We start from the raw sequence: 16,541 nt of genomic DNA, 5'->3' as shown, positions 1-16,541 counted from the left end.
CCTGCCGTCGGGCGAGCTTGCCGATGAGGAAAGCGAGATGCCCGTGCCGAGCGATCTGAGCGTGAGGAGAGACACGTCGTCTCGCCGCCGCAATCGCTTTGGCCCGTGGCTCGCGCTCGCAAGCGTGCTCTCGGTGCTCACGGTCGCTCTGGCCCTCGCCTATTGCGTCTGGCAGCCGGCGACGCTGCGCATCGCGGTCGGGCCGGCCGGCAGTGACGACCAGGCGCTGATTGCGGCGGTGGCGAAGGCGTTCGACGCCAGGGGTGGCGCGGTGCGGCTCGTACCGATCGGGACCGACGGCACGCTACAAAGCCTCAATCTGCTCGGCGCCGGCAAGGCCGACCTTGCGGTGGCTCGCGGCGACCTCGCCATGCCGGCCGACACCAATTCGGTGGCGATCCTGCGGCGAAATTTCGTGGTGTTGTGGGCGCCAGCGGCGCGCAAGGGCGCCGCCAGGAAGATCATGGAGATCGCCTCCCTCACGGGGCGCCGCATCGGTGTCGTCGGCCTTGGCGATGCCAATCTCAATCTGCTCCGTGTCATCCTCGCCGAGTCAGGCGTCAACCCGCAGAAGGTCACGATCGCACAGTTCAGTATCGACCGCATCTCCGAGATGACCCAGGACTCGACGCTCGACGCCTTCATGATGGTGGGCGCACTCGACGACAAGGCGATCGCAACCACGATCGCCACCACCGCGCGCCTGCGTGGCGAGCCCAAGTTCCTGTCCGTCGACGTCTCCGACGCCATCGCCGAGCGGCATCCGCTCTACGAATCCGAGGAAATTCCCGCGAGCGCATTTTCCACGACGCCGCAGCGGCCGGACGACAAGATCGACACCATCGCCGTCAATCATCTGATCGTCGCGCCCGCTTCATTGTCCGAGGACACGGTCGCTACCTTCACCCGCGAGCTGTTTACGGTCCGTCAGTCGCTCGTGAAGGACTTGCCCGGCGCCAGTCACATTCAGAAGCCTGACACCGACAAGGACGCCGCGCTGCCGGCGCATCCGGGAGCCGCCGCCTTTATCGACGGCAACGAACGCACCTTCATGGACAAATACAGCGACTACATCTGGGGCGTGGTGCTGCTGCTCTCCGGCCTCGGCTCGGTCGCCGCATGGCTGCGGCATTATCTGCGGCGCGAGGAGCGCAGCGAGAACGCGCTGCATCGCGACCGCCTGCTCAACGCGATCTCCAGCGCGCGCGAGGCGACGTCGCTCGACGATCTCGCGGCAATGCAGAGCGCAGCCGACGACATCCTGCGCGAGACGCTGGCCTGTCACGAGGACGGCGCCATCGAAGACGGCGACCTCACCGCCTTCGGTCTCGTGCTGGCGCAATTCCACCAGGCGATCGTCGATCGCCGTGCCGTGATCGCCCAGATGAGCGATGCCGACGTCGCCGCGAAACCCGATGGCGGCGTGCTTCAGCCGTTCCCTATTTCCACGGCTGCACGATGATCTTGGTGTGCGCCTCAGGATTGGCGAGATCAGCGAACGCCTTTGCGACGCCGTCAAGGCCGACCTCGGCGGTGACCATCGCGGCCGCATCCACCTGCCCTTCCGCGATCAGGCGCAGTGATGCCGCGAACTCCTCGGGCGTGTAGCCGAGCACATATTGGACGTTGAGCTCCTTCATGATGCCGAGCATGGGTTCGCTCTTGTCGGTCTCCATGCAGACACCGACCACCACGATGCGCGCAGCACGCGGGGCGCCCTCGAACACCTGCTGCAACAGGCCGGGCACGCCGACGCATTCGAAGATGATTGCGGGCTTCAGTGCCGGCAGCATGGCCTGCAACGGCGGCCGAACGGCCTTCTCGGCCTCCGACATCTGCGCGTGCTCGGCCCAGGTCGCGTAGGGCTGCGTCACCTTGGGATCGACGACGATATCGGCCCCCAGCTTTGCGGCCAGCGCACGCCGCGCCGGCGAATAGTCGGCCGCGACGATCGGATGCAGGCCCTTGATCCTCAGCGCGGCGATCACCGCGAGGCCGACCGGGCCGCAACCGATCACGAGCGGCACCTCGCCGCCCCGGATATTGGCTTTCGCCACGGCATGGACGCCGACGGCGAGCGGCTCGGTCAGCGCCGCATGTTCCGGCGCGAGACCGTTCCGCACTTCGAGCAACAGCGGCTCGCTCAAAATCATCTGCTCCGCATAGCCGCCGACAAGATCGTTGGAATAGCCGATCCCCTTGATGCCCTCCGCCGTCACCAGCGCGGGCAGCGAGCAGACATGCGTCCCCGGCTTGAGCTTGCGTTCGGTGCCGGGGCCGCAATCGACGATCTCGCAGCAGAACTCGTGGCCGAACACGACGTCGCGCGACAGGTCCATCGGTGTGCGCCCGGTCTTCCTTGCCATCTCCACCATGCGGGGCGCGTGCTGGCGCGCGTGCAGGTCGGAGCCACAGATGCCGCAGGCGAGCGTCCTGACCAGCACCTGGCCGGGGCCCGGCTTCGGTTCGGCCATTCGGTCGACGACAATCTCACCGTTCCTGAAAATCGCAGCGCGCATCCGGCTCCTCCCGTGTTGTTGGCGCCGTTGATAGCACGAAGCGCGACGCGCGAACTTGCGTCAGGGGTTCGGGGAACGCTCTTCCAACACCAGCAGCTGGGCGCGGCGGATGCGCTCGCGATGGGCGATGTAGAGACCGCTGGCGACGATGAAGGCAGCACCAGTGACGGTCCAGACGTCAGGCAGTTCGCCGAACAGGAAGAAGCCCAGAATGCTGACCCACAGCAACTGCGTGTAGGAGAACGGTGCCAGCACCGAGGCATCGCCGTAGCGATAGGCCAGCACGATGATCCACTGGCCCACGGTGGACGCGACGCCGATCACGATGCCGAGCCCGATCGCGGTCCAGCTCGGCGTCACCCAGACGAACGGCACCATCAGGCTGAGGATCGCGACGCCCGTGAGCGCCGAATAGGCCATGGTGGTGAGGACGGCTTCGCGCCCGCTCATCATGCGCGTCAGGATCAGCGCAGCGGCCCAGCAGAATGCCGAGATGATCGGGAAGAACGCGGCGGCGTGAAACGCATTGGAGCCCGGACGCAGGATGATCATCACGCCGATGAGACCGATCGCGGTCGCGATCCAGCGGCGCATGCCGACCTTCTCGCTCAGGAAGATGATCGACAGCGCGGTGACGAACAGCGGCGAGACGAAGCCGGTGGCCGAGGCTTCCGCGATGGGGAGGAAACGGAGACCGGTGATGAAGAACAGCGAGGAGCCGAGCAGCGCGATGCCGCGCATCAGCTGCAGGCCGAGGCGATCGGTGCGCATCGCATGCAGCGGCGAGCCCGGCAGCATCACCGGCGTGAACATCAGCGCGAACGTGACGAAGCGGATCCAGGTGATCTCGATCGACGGCAGGCTCGTCGACAGGTATTTTGCGGTGACGTCGGAGCAGCCGAGGAACACCGTCGACAGCAGCACCAGCGCGATGCCCTTGAAGGGATGATCGACGCGCGCAGGCGCGCGGCGAGCCTCCTGCTTCTTCTCCGGCACGGGCATGGGAATACTGTCGAGCCTTGCGGCTACGGCGGGCGGCGGTGTCACGGCTGGAACCTGGGAAAACGACGATTCGGGAACGATCGTAAAAAACGACAAATGCGCTGCTTTCACAACTTCCGAAAACAGGATGCCGATATGCGCTGACGACCCCGCGCGTCAATACTCCATTAATAATAGGCGCTTGTGCACTACAGCATGGGCAGGCTGCGCGGCTTCGGACCGCGCGGAAACGCCGCATCGAGCGCCGAAATCTCTTCTTTCGTCAGCACGAGATCGCCCGCCGCCGCATTCTCGCCGGCATGTTCCGCGGACGAGGCCTTCGGGATCGCGAACACCGTAGTCGCACGGGTGAGGAAGCTCAGCGCGACCTGACGCGGTGTCACACGACGCGCCTCCGCGATGCGTGCCAGCACCGCACCTCCCTTGCTGTTGCTTGCGGGAAAATCGTCGTGGCCGAACGGAGAGTATGCGACGACAGCGACGCCATGTTTCTCGCACCACGGGATCACCGCATGCTCGATCGCGCGCTCCTTCAGATGATAGAGCACCTGATTGCAGGCGATGCGGCCTTCGCCGGAGACGTCGAGAATCTCGTCGAGATCGTCGGCGTCGAAATTGGAGACGCCCCAGGATTTGATCTTGCCGGCCTTCACCAACTCCTCGAATGCGGCGACCGTGTCTTCGAGCGGATAGGAACCGCGCCAGTGCAGCAGATAGCAGTCGAGACGATCGGTCTTCAGCCGCTTCAGAGAGCGCTCACAGGCCGTGATGGTGCCGCCGCGCGAGGCGTTGCTCGGCAGCACCTTTGAAACCAGGAACACTTCATCGCGGCGGCCTGCGATTGCATCCGCGATAACGAGCTCGGCATCGCCGTACATCTCGGCGGTGTCGATGTGGGTCATGCCGAGATCGAGCCCGCGCTGAAGCGCCGCGACCGCGCGCTTGCGGTCGCCGTGGTCGAGATACCAGGTGCCCTGCCCGATGACAGAGACGTTGGCGCCGGTCTTGCCGAAGGGTTTCGTGTTCATGTTCGTTCCTTCAGATGCTCTATAGGCCACTGATATCCGCGACCAGCACGCTGCCGGTCCCGGACTCCGTGATATAGAGCCGATCTTTCTTGACGCCACCGATGGCGACATTGGTGCAGCTCGGACCCGCGCACGACTTGATCTGCGCGATCAACTCCCCGTTCGGTGCGAACACGAAGACGTGGCCGAGCGAGGCGTGGCCGACGAACAGGCGACCGGCCGCGTCCATGGTCATGCCATCAGGTCCGCTGGTGCCGAACAGCGAGCAGAAGCGGCCGACCTTCGACACGCTGCCGTCCTTCATGAACGGCAACCGCCACACCGCGTTGTCGCGCGTCATGGCGACGAACAGCACGGTTTCGCTGGGGTCGAGCACCAGGCCGTTCGGGCTGATGCCGGTGTCGAGCAGGCAATCGAGCCGGCCGCTCGGCGTCAGGCGATAGACACGACCGCTTGCGTCGTGCAGGCCGGTCTGGCCCTGATCGGTGAACAAGATGTCTCCGTTGGAGGCGAGATGCAGATCGTTGCAGCCACGGAACGATTCTGAATTGCGCGCGGTCAGGATGGGCCTGATGCGCCCTGCCCCGGCGTCGAGCTCCATGATGCCGTGCATATAGTCGGCCACGAGGATGCGGCCGTCGGTGGCAATCTTCAATCCGTTCGGCCAACCGTCGTACTCGATCACGAGCGACCACGCGCCATCAGGCGCGATGCGGAAGATGCGGCCGAAGGGAATGTCGACGATATAGAGGTTGCCGTCTTTGTCGAACGACGGCCCTTCGATGAAACTATCGGTCGGCACACCCGGCCGGTTGGCCTCGGCCCAATCGGTCCGCACGCCCTTGCGGCGGAATTGGTCGGGCATGGCGGAGAAGATCTTGGTTTCGATCAAGCGCGGCGGCGTTTCCAGGTACATCATGATTGTTGTGATTGTTGACTTTGCGTGAGATGGACGGAGTGGGCGTCAGCATAAGGCACAACGCGGCGGCCGTCGATTGGCACCGACGTCAAGGCTGCGCGACCGCCCCACGCACTTTTGCAGATGTACTTCAAATGAATTCGTGACTGCAATGCGCGCAGCTCCGCCCAAGCCGCTCCAATGAGCAACCCGTGGGATCAGGCCGGTGACTTGCGATTGCAGCTCTCTTCGCCGACAGGCAGCTCGACCGACGGTCCGTCAACAGCGACGAACGACCATTTGTAACCGTCGCGATAAAGGGTGAGCTTCAGAAAGCCCCTGCTCTTGTTGGCAAAGCGCTCGCTCAGTGGATGCTTGATGTATGTTGAGTACAGCGTCGCACCGCCGGTGCCGACCACAAACGGCCGCACGCCTTTCGCCTCATCCCGCTTCCCGGCACCATCGACCTTCGGAAACTGCTCCAAGTGATGGTCGTGACCGGATACCAGGACGGTAGCGCCTTGCGCATAGAGGATGGGCATCAGCTTCGCTATCGGCGTGTAGGCTTCGCCCTGCCCGTGCTCGCCTGAACTGATGAAGAAAGGATGCGTAAAAACCAAAACGCATCGTGCCGTCGATGCCGAGAGTTGCTCCTTAAGCCATGTCTTCGAATCGACGTCGCTGCCGTAGAAATTCAACCCGGCAAGCAGCCACCCCTCCTTGTCGGGAAAGCGCGTGGCGAAGCTGAGCCTCTTGTCTTGCGGTCCAGATGAAATGCCCGTCGCACTCTTCAATTCGGCGATGCGCTGTCCGAAATAGTCCCGATAGTGCTTTGCCGGCGTAAGCTTCTTGTTGGGTGTAATATCGTCGGAATAGTCATGGTTGCCGGGTACGGGAAAGATGCGATCCTTGTGCACGCCCTATGTCGCGGCGAATTTGTCGAAGCAAGGCCCATACGTCCCCGGCTGCGGCTTCTGGTTTCTATAATTCGCATAGGCCAGATCGCCCAGAGCCAGAATGCCAACCGGAACCTGGTTGGCGGCGTCGATCTCTTTCTGGATCTGCGCCGCCACCTCCGCATGTTTGTTTCCGGTCTGGTGGCAACCGGTGATATCGCCTGCGGCCAACAGGATTCCAATCGGCTCTCCACTCGGACTCTCGGCCCGGCAGACTGTGACACCCGCAGCGGTGAGCATCGACAGGAGCAACGCGCCGACCGGAAGCGCCCGAATACAGCGACGCGAGTGGTTCGAGAGAGCATCCGCAATCTGTCGAAGCATCATCATCTCCAATAGCTCGATGTCTCGCCCGGCAATTCGGGCCCATCTTAAATTCATTCGTGAAAATCGCTCTCAAGTTGAGCCGCATCTTATCAAGTTGCAAGAAAAGAGAGCAGGCGGCGAGCCCGTGCGGGTGCGTCAGAATGTAACACAACCCATGGATGAAACCACAATGACAAGAGAGCTCGTAGCCCGGATGGAGCGAAGCGTAATCCGGGTTCTCGCCACGCGGCACGGAGAGAGGTCCCGGATTTCGCTTCGCTCCATCCGGGCTACAAGAGCGGGAGCACCTACCCCGCCGCGACCTTCGCCTGCTTCGCCGGAGCGACCTCCGTCGTCGCAATGAGCCGCTTCAGCTCGGGGATACATGACCCGCAATTGGTGCCGGCCTTCAGCTTGGCGCCGATCTCGGCCGCCGTGCGCGCGCCGCCGGCGATGGTGTCGCAGATGGTGCCGCGGCCGACGCCGAAGCAGGCGCAGACGATGGGGCCGGTCGAGGCCGCGCCCTCCGTCGATTTGCCTGACAGCAGCATGCGGCGCTGCTCGTCGGTGACGTGATCGGCCACGAACAGACTCTTCACCACCTCCCAGTCGCCGGCATCATGCGCGGGGCCGACGAACAGGCAGGTCTCGATGCGGTCGCCCGCGAACGAGGCCGCGCGATAAACGCCGCCACCGAAATCGCGATAGTCGGCGACGTCCTCGCCCGCGACGCCGTCGAGCCAGGCCGGCCAGCGCGACAGATCCGCATTGTCGGCGAAGAGATAGCCGAAGCCGCCCGTAACCGTGACACGAGTCCACATCAGGTTCGGCGGCAGATTGAGCTGATCGCGCGACAGCGCAAAGCCGCGGAAGACGTATTCATAAGGCGAGATCGCCGCCGGCGTGGCTTTCGACTCCGGCTGGCCCGAGAACGGATCGGTGAAGGGCTGCACGAGCGCCCCGACGCGGCCGTGCGAGGCGTTCATCGCGCTCCAGTGGATCGGCGCGAACACGGTGCCGCGCTGCTGACGGTCGCTGACGACGACTTTCAGGATGCACTGGCCGTAATCGGTGGTGATGCGGGCGTAGCCGTCATGCAAGATGCCGTATTTGCTGGCATCATCAGGGTGGATCTCGACGAACGGTTCCGGCAGATGCGCGCCGAGACGCTGGCTGAGCCCCGTGCGCGTCATGGTGTGCCACTGGTCGCGGATGCGCCCGGTGTTGAGCCGCAGCGGGCGCGACGGGCCGGTCTCGCCGCGCAGTGACGGCACCTCCGGCGCGACGAAGCGGCCTTTGCCGTCATTGGTGAAGAAGCCGCCGCTCGCGAAGAAGCGCTCGCTCGACGCCTGCCCCTCGCGCACCGGCCACTGAACCGGCTTCAACGCATCGAACGCCTCATCGGACAGCGAGGTGAGCCCGCTGATGTCGAAATCGCGGCTGCCATCGTTCTCGAACGCCGAGAGCGCGGCATGCTCGCGAAAAATGTCGGCGGCGGATTTGTAACTAAAACTGTCGCCGAAGCCGAGACGCTTTGCGGTCTCGCTCAGAATCCACCAGTCCGGCCGTGCCTCGCCCGGCGCCGGCAGGAACGAGCGCTGGCGCGAGATGCGGCGTTCGGAGTTGGTCACCGTGCCGGACTTCTCGCCCCAGGCCAGCGCCGGCAGCAACACGTGCGGGCCAGCCTCGACCGTGTCATTGGACAGCACGTTCTCGGAAACGACGAACAGCTCGAGCTTCTTCAGCGCTTCGCGTACGAAATCCGCATCGGGAAGCGACACCGCCGGGTTGGTGCCCATCACCCACAGCGCCTTGACCTCGCCGCGGTTGATGGCCTCGAACAGCTGCACCGCCTTCAGTCCTTCATGGGTGGCGATGCGCGGCGCCTTCCAGAACCGCCTGACACGATCGATGTCCGGCGGGGTGAAGTTCATATGCGCGGCGAGCTGGTTGGCGAGGCCGCCGACCTCGCGGCCGCCCATCGCGTTGGGCTGACCGGTGAGCGAGAGCGGCGCGGCGCCCGGCTTGCCGATGCGCCCCGTGGCGAGATGGCAGTTCAGGATCGCGTTGACCTTGTCGGTGCCCTGCGCCGACTGGTTGACGCCCTGCGAATAGAGCGTGACGACCCGCTCGGTGTCGCGGAACATCTTGAAGAAGGCGGCGACGTCCTGTTCGGACAAGCCTGTCGCAAGCGCGGTCGCGGTGACACTGCCGGCGATGTTGCGCGCGCGCGCCAGCGCGTCATCGAAGCCCGACGTGTTCTGCGCAATGTAATCCTGGTCGAGCGCGCCATTGTCGGCGAGATGGACGAACAGGCCGGAGAACAGCGCGGTGTCGGTACCGGGCTTGAGACCGAGGAACAGATCGACGTCACTGGCCGTGTCGGTACGGCGCGGATCGATCACGATCATGCGCGCGCCACGTTCCTGCCGGTTCTTCAGCATGCGCTGGAACAGCACGGGATGGCACCAGGCCGCGTTCGAGCCGACGAAGACGAGGAGGTCAGCCTGGTCGAGATCCTCGTAGCAGCCGGGCACGGTGTCGGCACCGAAGGCGCGGCGATGGCCGGCGACCGAGGACGACATACAAAGCCGCGAATTGGTGTCGACATTGGCCGTGCCGACAAAGCCCTTCATCAGCTTGTTGGCGACGTAATAGTCCTCGGTCAGGAGCTGGCCCGAGAGATAGAACGCGACCGCGTCGGCACCGTCGCGCGCGATGATGTGTTGCATGCGATGGGCGACGTGGTCGAGTGCATCGCTCCAGGCGACGCGCTCCAGCACGCCCTTGCAGCGGATCATCGGATAGAGCAGCCGGCTCTCCAGTCCGACGGTCTCGCCGAGCGCCGAGCCCTTCGAGCACAGCCGGCCGAAATTGGCGGGATGATCCGGGTCGCCCGCGATCGCCGCCCCGCCCTTGCCATCGGGCGTCGCCAGCACGCCGCAGCCGACGCCGCAATAGGGACAGGTCGTCTTGGTGGCGCGGAGCGTGGGATCGATCGCCGTCATATCGAGCTGCCTTATCAAGCCGCCTTGGAAGGACGCGCCAGCGCGCGGCCGAACATCATGTCGGTGCGGATCGCCGTCACCTTGTCGCGATTGCGGATCAGCTCGAGATACCAGAGCGCATCGACGGTATCGCCGATCAGCACCGCGCCGGTAAGCCGGCCGTCGGCGATGACGAGCTTCTTGTAGGTGCCGCGCCTGCGGTCCGACAGCACCAGGCTCTCGCTGCCGTCCCCACCCATGAAGTCGCCGGCGGAGAAGACGCTGACGCCGGAGACCTTCAGATTGGTCGAGACCACGCTGCCCTGATAGGCGGCGGGACGTCCGGCGAGATGCCGCGCCAGCACGCGCGCCTGCTCGTAAGCGGGCTCGACCAGGCCGTAGCAGGTGCCGCGATGCTCGGCACATTCGCCGAGCGCGTAGATGTCGGGCGAGGCCGTCTGCATCTCGTCGTTGACGACGATGCCGCGGTTGACCGCGATTCCCGCCTCTTTGGCAAGCGCCACATTCGGCCTGATGCCGGCGGCGAAGATCACGGCATCCGCCTCGATGCGCGTGCCGTCGGCAAGCTCGACAGCTTCGACATGGCCCTCGCCGTGAATCCGGGCGGTGGATGCATTGAGCAGGATGCGGATGCCCTTGCGCTCGACCAGCGTCTTCAGCAGGTCGGCCGCCGGCAGATCGAGCTGGCGCTCCATCAGCCGGTCCATCAGGTGCAGCAGCGTCACCGGCGCGCCGGCTTTCGCAAGGCCATAGGCCGCCTCTAACCCGAGCAGGCCACCGCCGACCACGACGACGCGCTTCTTCGCCGCAGCGAGCGTCAGCAGCAGATCGACGTCGCGCGTGTCGCGAAAGGTGTGCACCCCCGTGAGATCGGCGCCCGGCACGTTGAGCCGCAGCGGCGTCGAGCCGGTGGCGAGCACGAGCTTGGAATATTCGACGCTCTCTTCACCTTCGATCTTGAGCTCGCGGCGGCCGGTGTCGATCTCGGTGACGCGATAGCCGTAGCGCACCGTGACGCCGCGATGGCGCCACCAATCGGCCGGTCTCAGCTCGATCTCATGCGAGCCGGTCTCGCCGGCCAGCACGGAGGAGAGCAGCACGCGATTGTAAGCGAGACGCGGCTCTTCGCCGATCACCGCGACCGCGTAGCGGCCGAGCGAGGTCTTGGCGAGCTCGTCGACCAGACGCGCGGCCGCCATACCGTTACCGACGATGACCAGCGGTTCACTCACAAGGCATCTCCTATTCGGCGGCCTGCGCCTGTGCGCCGTAGGCCTCGGAAATCATGTAGCCGGACAGCACGCCATAGGTGTCGGTCCAGGCCGTGGCGAGTTCGGGCGTCCAGGCTTCGCCGAGCCCCTTTTCCAGGGTCCACAGCAAGGTCGCGCCGACCACCGGATAGTGCTCAGCCTTGGCGCCATAGGCGACGTGACGCTTGGCGAGCGCCGAGGCCGCGGGAAGAATCGTCTCGAGGTTCGACAGGCCGCCGACGACGGCGGCGAGCATGCCCATCAGCTTCTTGCGCTGCTCGGTCATGTCCTCGGGAAACATCGCGCGCACGGACGGCGCCACCTCGAACAGGCGATCGTAGAACAACACAGAGGCTGCCTCTGAAATCGGCGCGACCTTGGAAAAGCTCTGCTGGACGAGGGTAATCTGTTCGGGCGTCATGATGTTCTCCTGTCTGTTTCGGTCTGCCTTTGTCCGCGCCGTTGCGAACAAGGTTCATGGGTCAAACGTCATCAGAGAGTCTTCTCCCCGCGTACGGGGAGAAGCGACATTCGTGCCAAGTGTCACACACGTGCTTCGGCCAGGCTTGACGCGCCCTCACCCTGCGGGCTGCGACGCAGGTAGAACCACCAGGTCAGTCCGAGGCAGGACGCATAGAAAGCGAGATAGATCGCGAGCGCGAGCGACGGACCGCCGGTCATGGCGATCGACTTGCCGAAACCGGTCGGGATCAGATAGCCGCCGACCGCGCCGATCGCGCCGATGAAGCCGACCGCCGCACCGCTCTCGATGCTCGCCGTCTTCAGCGCGAGCGCGCGCGCCGCATCGCCCTTGCCGCGCACCCTGAACAGGTTCTGCTCGCGGAAGATCGAGGGGATCATGCGGTAGGTCGAGCCGTTGCCGATGCCCGTCGTCACGAACAGGATCAGGAACATCGACAGGAAGCCGATGAAATCCTTGTGCCCGACGAAGTAGAGCACGCCGACGGTGGCGCCCGCCATCGCGATGAAATTCCAGAAGGTGAGGATCGAGCCGCCGATCTTGTCGGCGAGCAAGCCGCCGAGCGGTCGCGACAGCGAACCGACCAGCGGCCCGAGGAACGCGATCGAGATCGAGATCGCCGGAAACTGGGTCTTGATCAGCAGCGGGAACGCCGCGGAGTAGCCGATAAAGGATCCGAACGTTCCGATATAGAGATACGCCATGATCCAGGTGTGCTTGCGCTTGACCACGGCAAGCTGGTTCTTGATCGACGACTTGGCCGTGGTCAGGTTGTTCATGAAGAACACCGCACCGAACACCGCGATCGCGATCGGCAGCACCCACATCAGGCCGGCGTTCTGAAGAAAGATGCCGTCGACAGGGCTTGCCTGAAACAGGTTGATGACGGCGAGAGTCATCAGGATCGGGGTCAGCAGTTGCACGCTGGAGACGCCGATATTGCCGCCGGCCGCGTTCAGCCCCAGCGCCCACCCCTTCATCCGGTCAGGGAAGAAGAAGGAGATGTTGGTCATGCTGGAGGCGAAATTGCCGCCACCGAGACCCGCAGTCGATGCGATCAGCAGCATCAGCCAGAACGGCGTGTCCGGCTGGCTGACGAAATAGGCGAGCGACAGCGTCGGGATGAACAGGACAGCCGCGCTGAAAATGGTCCAGTTGCGGCCGCCGAAGGTCGTGACCGCGAACGTATACGGGAAGCGCATCAATGCGCCGATCAGCCCTGGCACCGCCACGAGCTGGAACAGCTGGTCGGTGGTGTAGTGGAAACCCGCCTGCGGCAGCTTGGTGGTGACGATGCTCCAGATCAGCCAGACGGAGAAGCCGATATGCTCGGCCACGATCGACCAGATCAGGTTGCGCCGGGCGATCACTTTGCCGCCCGCATTCCAGAACGCCTCGTCTTCGGGGCGCCAATCAGAAATCCACGTCGGATTTCGAGTCGGATTCGTCGTCATTGATAATCCCTTCTAGGCTCACCGCTGCGTCGTTGCAGGCTCAGCCTCCACGCGGAGGCGCGCGCCGAGGCCATGCCCCGGTGGCGAGTTCACGATGCTGATTGATGATGTTGAGGGACGTCGTCGTTGGCGTCGGAAAAGGTATTTCAATTTCCGTGCCAATTGCGCGCGTTCGGGAAATACAGGGAATTCAGGGGCTTGTTCGCATTGCCCGAAATTGTTCCAGGTGTATTTCGCTCGCAAATTTTGCGATTCGCTCAATCCTTGTGCGGCGCACAAGGATTGAGCGAGGTGTCGATTATTTAGGCGCGCGGATCTTCCGCGTTAAACCTTCGTTTACGCGGCCTCGACGAAGCGATGACGCTCGTAGAGGAATTCGAGCACGCGATGCCGGCACTTCAAATAAGTGGAGTTGGTCGCGAGATCGAGCCGCTTGCGGGGACGTGCGAGCGGCACCTCCAGCACCTCGCCGATGCGCGCGCTCGGCCCGTTCGTCATCATGACGATGCGATCGGATAGCAGCACCGCCTCGTCGACGTCGTGGGTGATCATCAAAATGGTGTTGCCGAGCTTCTGATGCAGCGCCATCACCGAGTCCTGCAGATGCGCGCGGGTCAGCGCGTCGAGCGCGCCGAACGGCTCGTCGAGCAGCAGGACCTTCGGCTCCATCGCCAGCGCACGGGCGATGCCGACGCGCTGCTTCATGCCGCCGGAGATTTCCGAGGGGCGCTTGTCCCTGGCGTGGGCCATCTGCACCAGGTTGAGATTGTGCATGACCCAGGCGTCGCGTTCGGCGCGGGTCTTGGTCCTGGCGAAGACCTTGTCGACGCCGAGCTTGACGTTCTCGTAGACGGTCAGCCACGGCAGCAGGCTGTGGTTCTGGAACACCACGGCGCGATCGGGACCCGGCGAGTTGACCTCGCGGTTCTCGAGCAGCACGCCGCCGGTGGTGGCGCCGGTCAGGCCTGCGATGATGTTGAGCAGGGTCGACTTGCCGCAGCCGGAATGGCCGATGATCGAGACGTATTCGCCCTTCTCGATCGTCAGGTTGATGTCCTTCAGCACCTCCGTGGTGGCGGCGCCGCGGGTAAAGACCTTGTCGATATGGTCGAGCTTCAGATAGGCGGTCATGTACCCTTCTCCCTCAGTTCTGCGCCGTGCCGCGGGTGACGATCTTGCCGACGCCCGCGATCAGGCGGTCGAGCACGAAGCCGACGATGCCGACATAGAACAGCGCCAGGATGATCTCGCTGATATGCGAGGAATTCCAGGCGTCCCAGATGAAGAAGCCGATGCCGACGCCGCCGATCAGCATTTCAGCTGCGATGATGGCGAGCCAGGACAGGCCGATGCCGATGCGCAGGCCGGTGAAGATGTAGGGCGCCGCCGCCGGGATCATGATCTTGCCGAAGAACTCGAGCGGGTTGAGCTGCACCACCGCGGCGACGTTGCGGTAGTCCTGCGGGATGTTGCGGATACCGACCGCGGTGTTGATGATGATCGGCCAGATCGAAGTGATGAAGATGACGAAGATCGCCGATGGCTGGCCGTCTCGGAACGCCGCGAGCGACAGCGGCAGCCAGGCCAGCGGCGGGATGGTGCGCAGCACCTGGAACAGCGGATCGAGCCCGCGCATCGCCCAGACCGACTGCCCGACCAGCACGCCGAGCGCGATGCCGGCGATGGCAGAGAGCGAGTAGCCGAGCGCGACGCGCTGGAGGCTTGCGGAGAGATGCCAGAACAGGCCCTTGTCGATGCCACCATGATCGAAAAACGGATCGAAGATCAGCTCCTTGGTGTCCTTGAACACCTTTGACGGCGGCGGTAGCGCCGAGCCGGCGCGGCGGCACACCAGCTCCCACACCAGCGTCAGCAGCGCGATCACGACCAGCGGCGGAATCACGCGCACGGCGGTCTCCCTGGCGATGCGGGCGTAAGTCTCGGCGCGCGGCGGACGCTTGAGCGTCATCGCGACGACCGGCGCGGCAGCGATTGCTGCAGGCGTCGCGGTCTCAACCTCAATCTTCGTGGCAGGCATGTTCATTGAAAATCCCTCTCCGGCTTCAAAGGACGACGCGGCCGCCTGCCGGCGGCCGCGGGCTCCATCAGACTTCGACGCGCTTGATCGCGAGCGACTTCAGATAGGCAGCCGGATTTTCGGGATCGAACACCTTGCCGTCGAAGAAGGTCTCCTTGCCGCGCGAGGTCGAGGCCGGGATATCGGCGGCCGCGACGCCCAGCGTCTTGGCCGCATCCTTCCAGAGGTCCTCGCGGTTCACCTTGGCAATCAGCGCCTTGGTGTCGAAGCCGGCTTCGTACTTGCCCCAGCGGATGTCCTCGGTGAGGAACCAGAGGTCGTGGCTTTGGAACGGATAGGACGCCTGGTCCTTCCAGAAGCGCATCTGCTGCGGCGAGTTGTCGACGACACGGCCGGTGCCGTAATCGAACTTGCCCTTCATGCGGTCGGTGATGTCCTCGACCGGGCAGTTGATCCACTGCCGCTTGGCGCAGATCACCGCGGCCTCTTCGCGGTTCTCGATCTTCTCCGCCCATTGCTGGGCTTCCATCACCGCCATCAGCAGCGCCTTCGCCGCCTTCGGATATTTGTCGACCCAGGCCGCGCGCATGCCGAACGACTTTTCGGGATGCTTGTCCCAGAGCTCGCCGGTGGTGATTGCGGTGTAGCCGATCTCCTGATGGATGAGCTGCAGGTTCCAGGGCTCGCAGACGCAGAAGCAATCCATGGTGCCAACCTTCATGTTGGCGACCATCTGCGGCGGCGGGACCACGATGGTCTCGATGTCCTTGTCGGGATCGATGCCGCCGGCGGCAAGCCAGTAACGGATCCAGAGATCATGCGTGCCGCCCGGGAAGGTCATCGCGGCCTTCACGGCCTTGCCGCCGGCCTTCTTCTTCTCCAGCGCCGTCTTGAAGGGCGCGGTGTCGATTCCGACCTTGAGGTCGGCATATTCCTTGGCGACCGAGATGCACTGACCGTTCAGGTTCAGGCGCGCCAGAATGTACATCGGCGTCGGCTGGTTGTTCTGCGTCACCTTGCCGGAGGAGATCAGGTACGGCATCGGGGTGAGGATATGCGCGCCGTCGATGCCGTTGCCTTCAGAGCCGAGCACGAGGTTGTCGCGCGTGGTGCCCCAGGAGGCCTGCTTCTGCACCTCGACGTCGGGCATGCCGTATTTGGCGAAGATGCCCTTCTCCTTGGCGACGAACAGCGGGGTTGCGTCGGTGAGCGCGATGAAGCCGAGCTTGGCGCCCTTGACCTCGGGGCCTGCATCCTGCGCGAAGGCGCCGGCGGGAAAATTCAGTTTGGCGGCGGCGAGAAGAGCAGCGGTGCTGCCGGCGGCCTTCAACAATTGACGGCGGCTCAGGCCCGAGGGCTGGCGGGTGCGCTTGGTCATAGGCAGTGTCGTCCTTTGCATCGTTGCAGAATTGATGGCGTCAGTGCGCGCGAGCGGCCCGTCCGTCCGTGACGCCAGAAAGAGGCGCGTGCGAACGCATGGCGGGGGAGACCCCCGTCTGGTGGCGTCGGCAAATCGGATGAGAAGTCTCGCGGGACGGCTTCAATGGCGTCGGCTTGAATGATTCAAGCTTCATGCCAAGCCCGCCACTCCGAAAAGCATC

At 64.3% G+C, this 16,541-nt stretch carries 14 protein-coding genes; 1 reads left to right on the top strand and 13 read right to left on the bottom strand.

Annotation, left to right across the window (positions count from 1 at the left end; translation table 11 throughout):
- Window positions 1–37 precede the first annotated feature (37 nt).
- Entirely contained in the window at window positions 38–1,462 is a 1,425-nt protein-coding gene (locus tag AC5ZFO_RS19995; protein ID WP_282522799.1) for a TAXI family TRAP transporter solute-binding subunit, read from the top strand.
- Here AC5ZFO_RS19995 and AC5ZFO_RS19990 read toward each other — a convergent pair.
- From AC5ZFO_RS19990 to AC5ZFO_RS19930, 13 genes are all read right to left on the bottom strand, one after another.
- Window positions 1,440–2,519, bottom strand: a complete 1,080-nt coding sequence (locus AC5ZFO_RS19990) for a zinc-binding dehydrogenase (protein ID WP_496122415.1) — start codon at window positions 2,517–2,519, stop codon at window positions 1,440–1,442. The genes AC5ZFO_RS19995 and AC5ZFO_RS19990 overlap by 23 nt on opposite strands.
- Window positions 2,520–2,579: 60 nt before the next feature.
- Window positions 2,580–3,521 (bottom strand): DMT family transporter, encoded by a 942-nt coding sequence (locus tag AC5ZFO_RS19985; protein ID WP_282522841.1) that lies wholly within the window; start codon window positions 3,519–3,521, stop codon window positions 2,580–2,582.
- Window positions 3,522–3,709: 188 nt separating this feature from the next.
- On the bottom strand, window positions 3,710–4,549 hold the full coding sequence (locus tag AC5ZFO_RS19980) for an aldo/keto reductase (protein WP_282522797.1): 840 nt from the start codon (window positions 4,547–4,549) through the stop codon (window positions 3,710–3,712).
- 19 nt (window positions 4,550–4,568) lie between these two features.
- Window positions 4,569–5,465, bottom strand: coding sequence for an SMP-30/gluconolactonase/LRE family protein (locus AC5ZFO_RS19975; protein ID WP_282522840.1), 897 nt, complete (start codon window positions 5,463–5,465; stop codon window positions 4,569–4,571).
- Between the two features lie 200 nt (window positions 5,466–5,665).
- Complete coding sequence (locus AC5ZFO_RS19970) at window positions 5,666–6,364, bottom strand: metallophosphoesterase family protein (protein ID WP_496122414.1); 699 nt, start codon at window positions 6,362–6,364, stop codon at window positions 5,666–5,668.
- A gap of 3 nt (window positions 6,365–6,367) precedes the next feature.
- Entirely contained in the window at window positions 6,368–6,784 is a 417-nt protein-coding gene (locus AC5ZFO_RS19965; protein ID WP_496122413.1) for a hypothetical protein, read from the bottom strand.
- A gap of 233 nt (window positions 6,785–7,017) precedes the next feature.
- Entirely contained in the window at window positions 7,018–9,717 is a 2,700-nt protein-coding gene (locus AC5ZFO_RS19960; RefSeq protein ID WP_282522795.1) for a nitrate reductase, read from the bottom strand.
- 14 nt (window positions 9,718–9,731) lie between these two features.
- A complete protein-coding gene (locus tag AC5ZFO_RS19955) occupies window positions 9,732–10,949 on the bottom strand; it encodes an NAD(P)/FAD-dependent oxidoreductase (RefSeq protein ID WP_167768250.1) in 1,218 nt (405 codons plus the stop codon).
- Window positions 10,950–10,959: 10 nt separating this feature from the next.
- Window positions 10,960–11,388 (bottom strand): globin family protein, encoded by a 429-nt coding sequence (locus AC5ZFO_RS19950; RefSeq protein ID WP_282522794.1) that lies wholly within the window; start codon window positions 11,386–11,388, stop codon window positions 10,960–10,962.
- Between the two features lie 122 nt (window positions 11,389–11,510).
- Entirely contained in the window at window positions 11,511–12,902 is a 1,392-nt protein-coding gene (locus AC5ZFO_RS19945; RefSeq protein ID WP_282522793.1) for an MFS transporter, read from the bottom strand.
- 336 nt (window positions 12,903–13,238) lie between these two features.
- Complete coding sequence (locus AC5ZFO_RS19940; RefSeq protein WP_282522792.1) at window positions 13,239–14,033, bottom strand: ABC transporter ATP-binding protein; 795 nt, start codon at window positions 14,031–14,033, stop codon at window positions 13,239–13,241.
- A gap of 13 nt (window positions 14,034–14,046) precedes the next feature.
- Window positions 14,047–14,946: a nitrate ABC transporter permease gene (gene ntrB, locus AC5ZFO_RS19935; protein WP_282522791.1), complete on the bottom strand. Its 900-nt coding sequence runs from the start codon at window positions 14,944–14,946 to the stop codon at window positions 14,047–14,049.
- 61 nt (window positions 14,947–15,007) lie between these two features.
- Window positions 15,008–16,318: a CmpA/NrtA family ABC transporter substrate-binding protein gene (locus AC5ZFO_RS19930; protein WP_282522790.1), complete on the bottom strand. Its 1,311-nt coding sequence runs from the start codon at window positions 16,316–16,318 to the stop codon at window positions 15,008–15,010.
- Window positions 16,319–16,541: the final 223 nt, after the last annotated feature.

This window comes from Bradyrhizobium sp. Unk1 (assembly GCF_059512345.1).
This window is presented reverse-complemented; position numbering and strand designations above follow the sequence as displayed.

Coding starts and splice junctions, on each gene's coding strand:
- AC5ZFO_RS19995 (WP_282522799.1), top strand. CDS start 38: ATGCCCGTGCCGAGCGATCTGAGCGTGAGGAGAGACACGTCGTCTCGC.
- AC5ZFO_RS19990 (WP_496122415.1), bottom strand. CDS start 2,519: ATGCGCGCTGCGATTTTCAGGAACGGTGAGATTGTCGTCGACCGAATG.
- AC5ZFO_RS19985 (WP_282522841.1), bottom strand. CDS start 3,521: ATGCCCGTGCCGGAGAAGAAGCAGGAGGCTCGCCGCGCGCCTGCGCGC.
- AC5ZFO_RS19980 (WP_282522797.1), bottom strand. CDS start 4,549: ATGAACACGAAACCCTTCGGCAAGACCGGCGCCAACGTCTCTGTCATC.
- AC5ZFO_RS19975 (WP_282522840.1), bottom strand. CDS start 5,465: ATGTACCTGGAAACGCCGCCGCGCTTGATCGAAACCAAGATCTTCTCC.
- AC5ZFO_RS19965 (WP_496122413.1), bottom strand. CDS start 6,784: ATGAATTTAAGATGGGCCCGAATTGCCGGGCGAGACATCGAGCTATTG.
- AC5ZFO_RS19960 (WP_282522795.1), bottom strand. CDS start 9,717: ATGACGGCGATCGATCCCACGCTCCGCGCCACCAAGACGACCTGTCCC.
- AC5ZFO_RS19950 (WP_282522794.1), bottom strand. CDS start 11,388: ATGACGCCCGAACAGATTACCCTCGTCCAGCAGAGCTTTTCCAAGGTC.
- AC5ZFO_RS19945 (WP_282522793.1), bottom strand. CDS start 12,902: ATGACGACGAATCCGACTCGAAATCCGACGTGGATTTCTGATTGGCGC.
- AC5ZFO_RS19940 (WP_282522792.1), bottom strand. CDS start 14,033: ATGACCGCCTATCTGAAGCTCGACCATATCGACAAGGTCTTTACCCGC.
- ntrB (WP_282522791.1), bottom strand. CDS start 14,946: ATGAACATGCCTGCCACGAAGATTGAGGTTGAGACCGCGACGCCTGCA.
- AC5ZFO_RS19930 (WP_282522790.1), bottom strand. CDS start 16,318: ATGACCAAGCGCACCCGCCAGCCCTCGGGCCTGAGCCGCCGTCAATTG.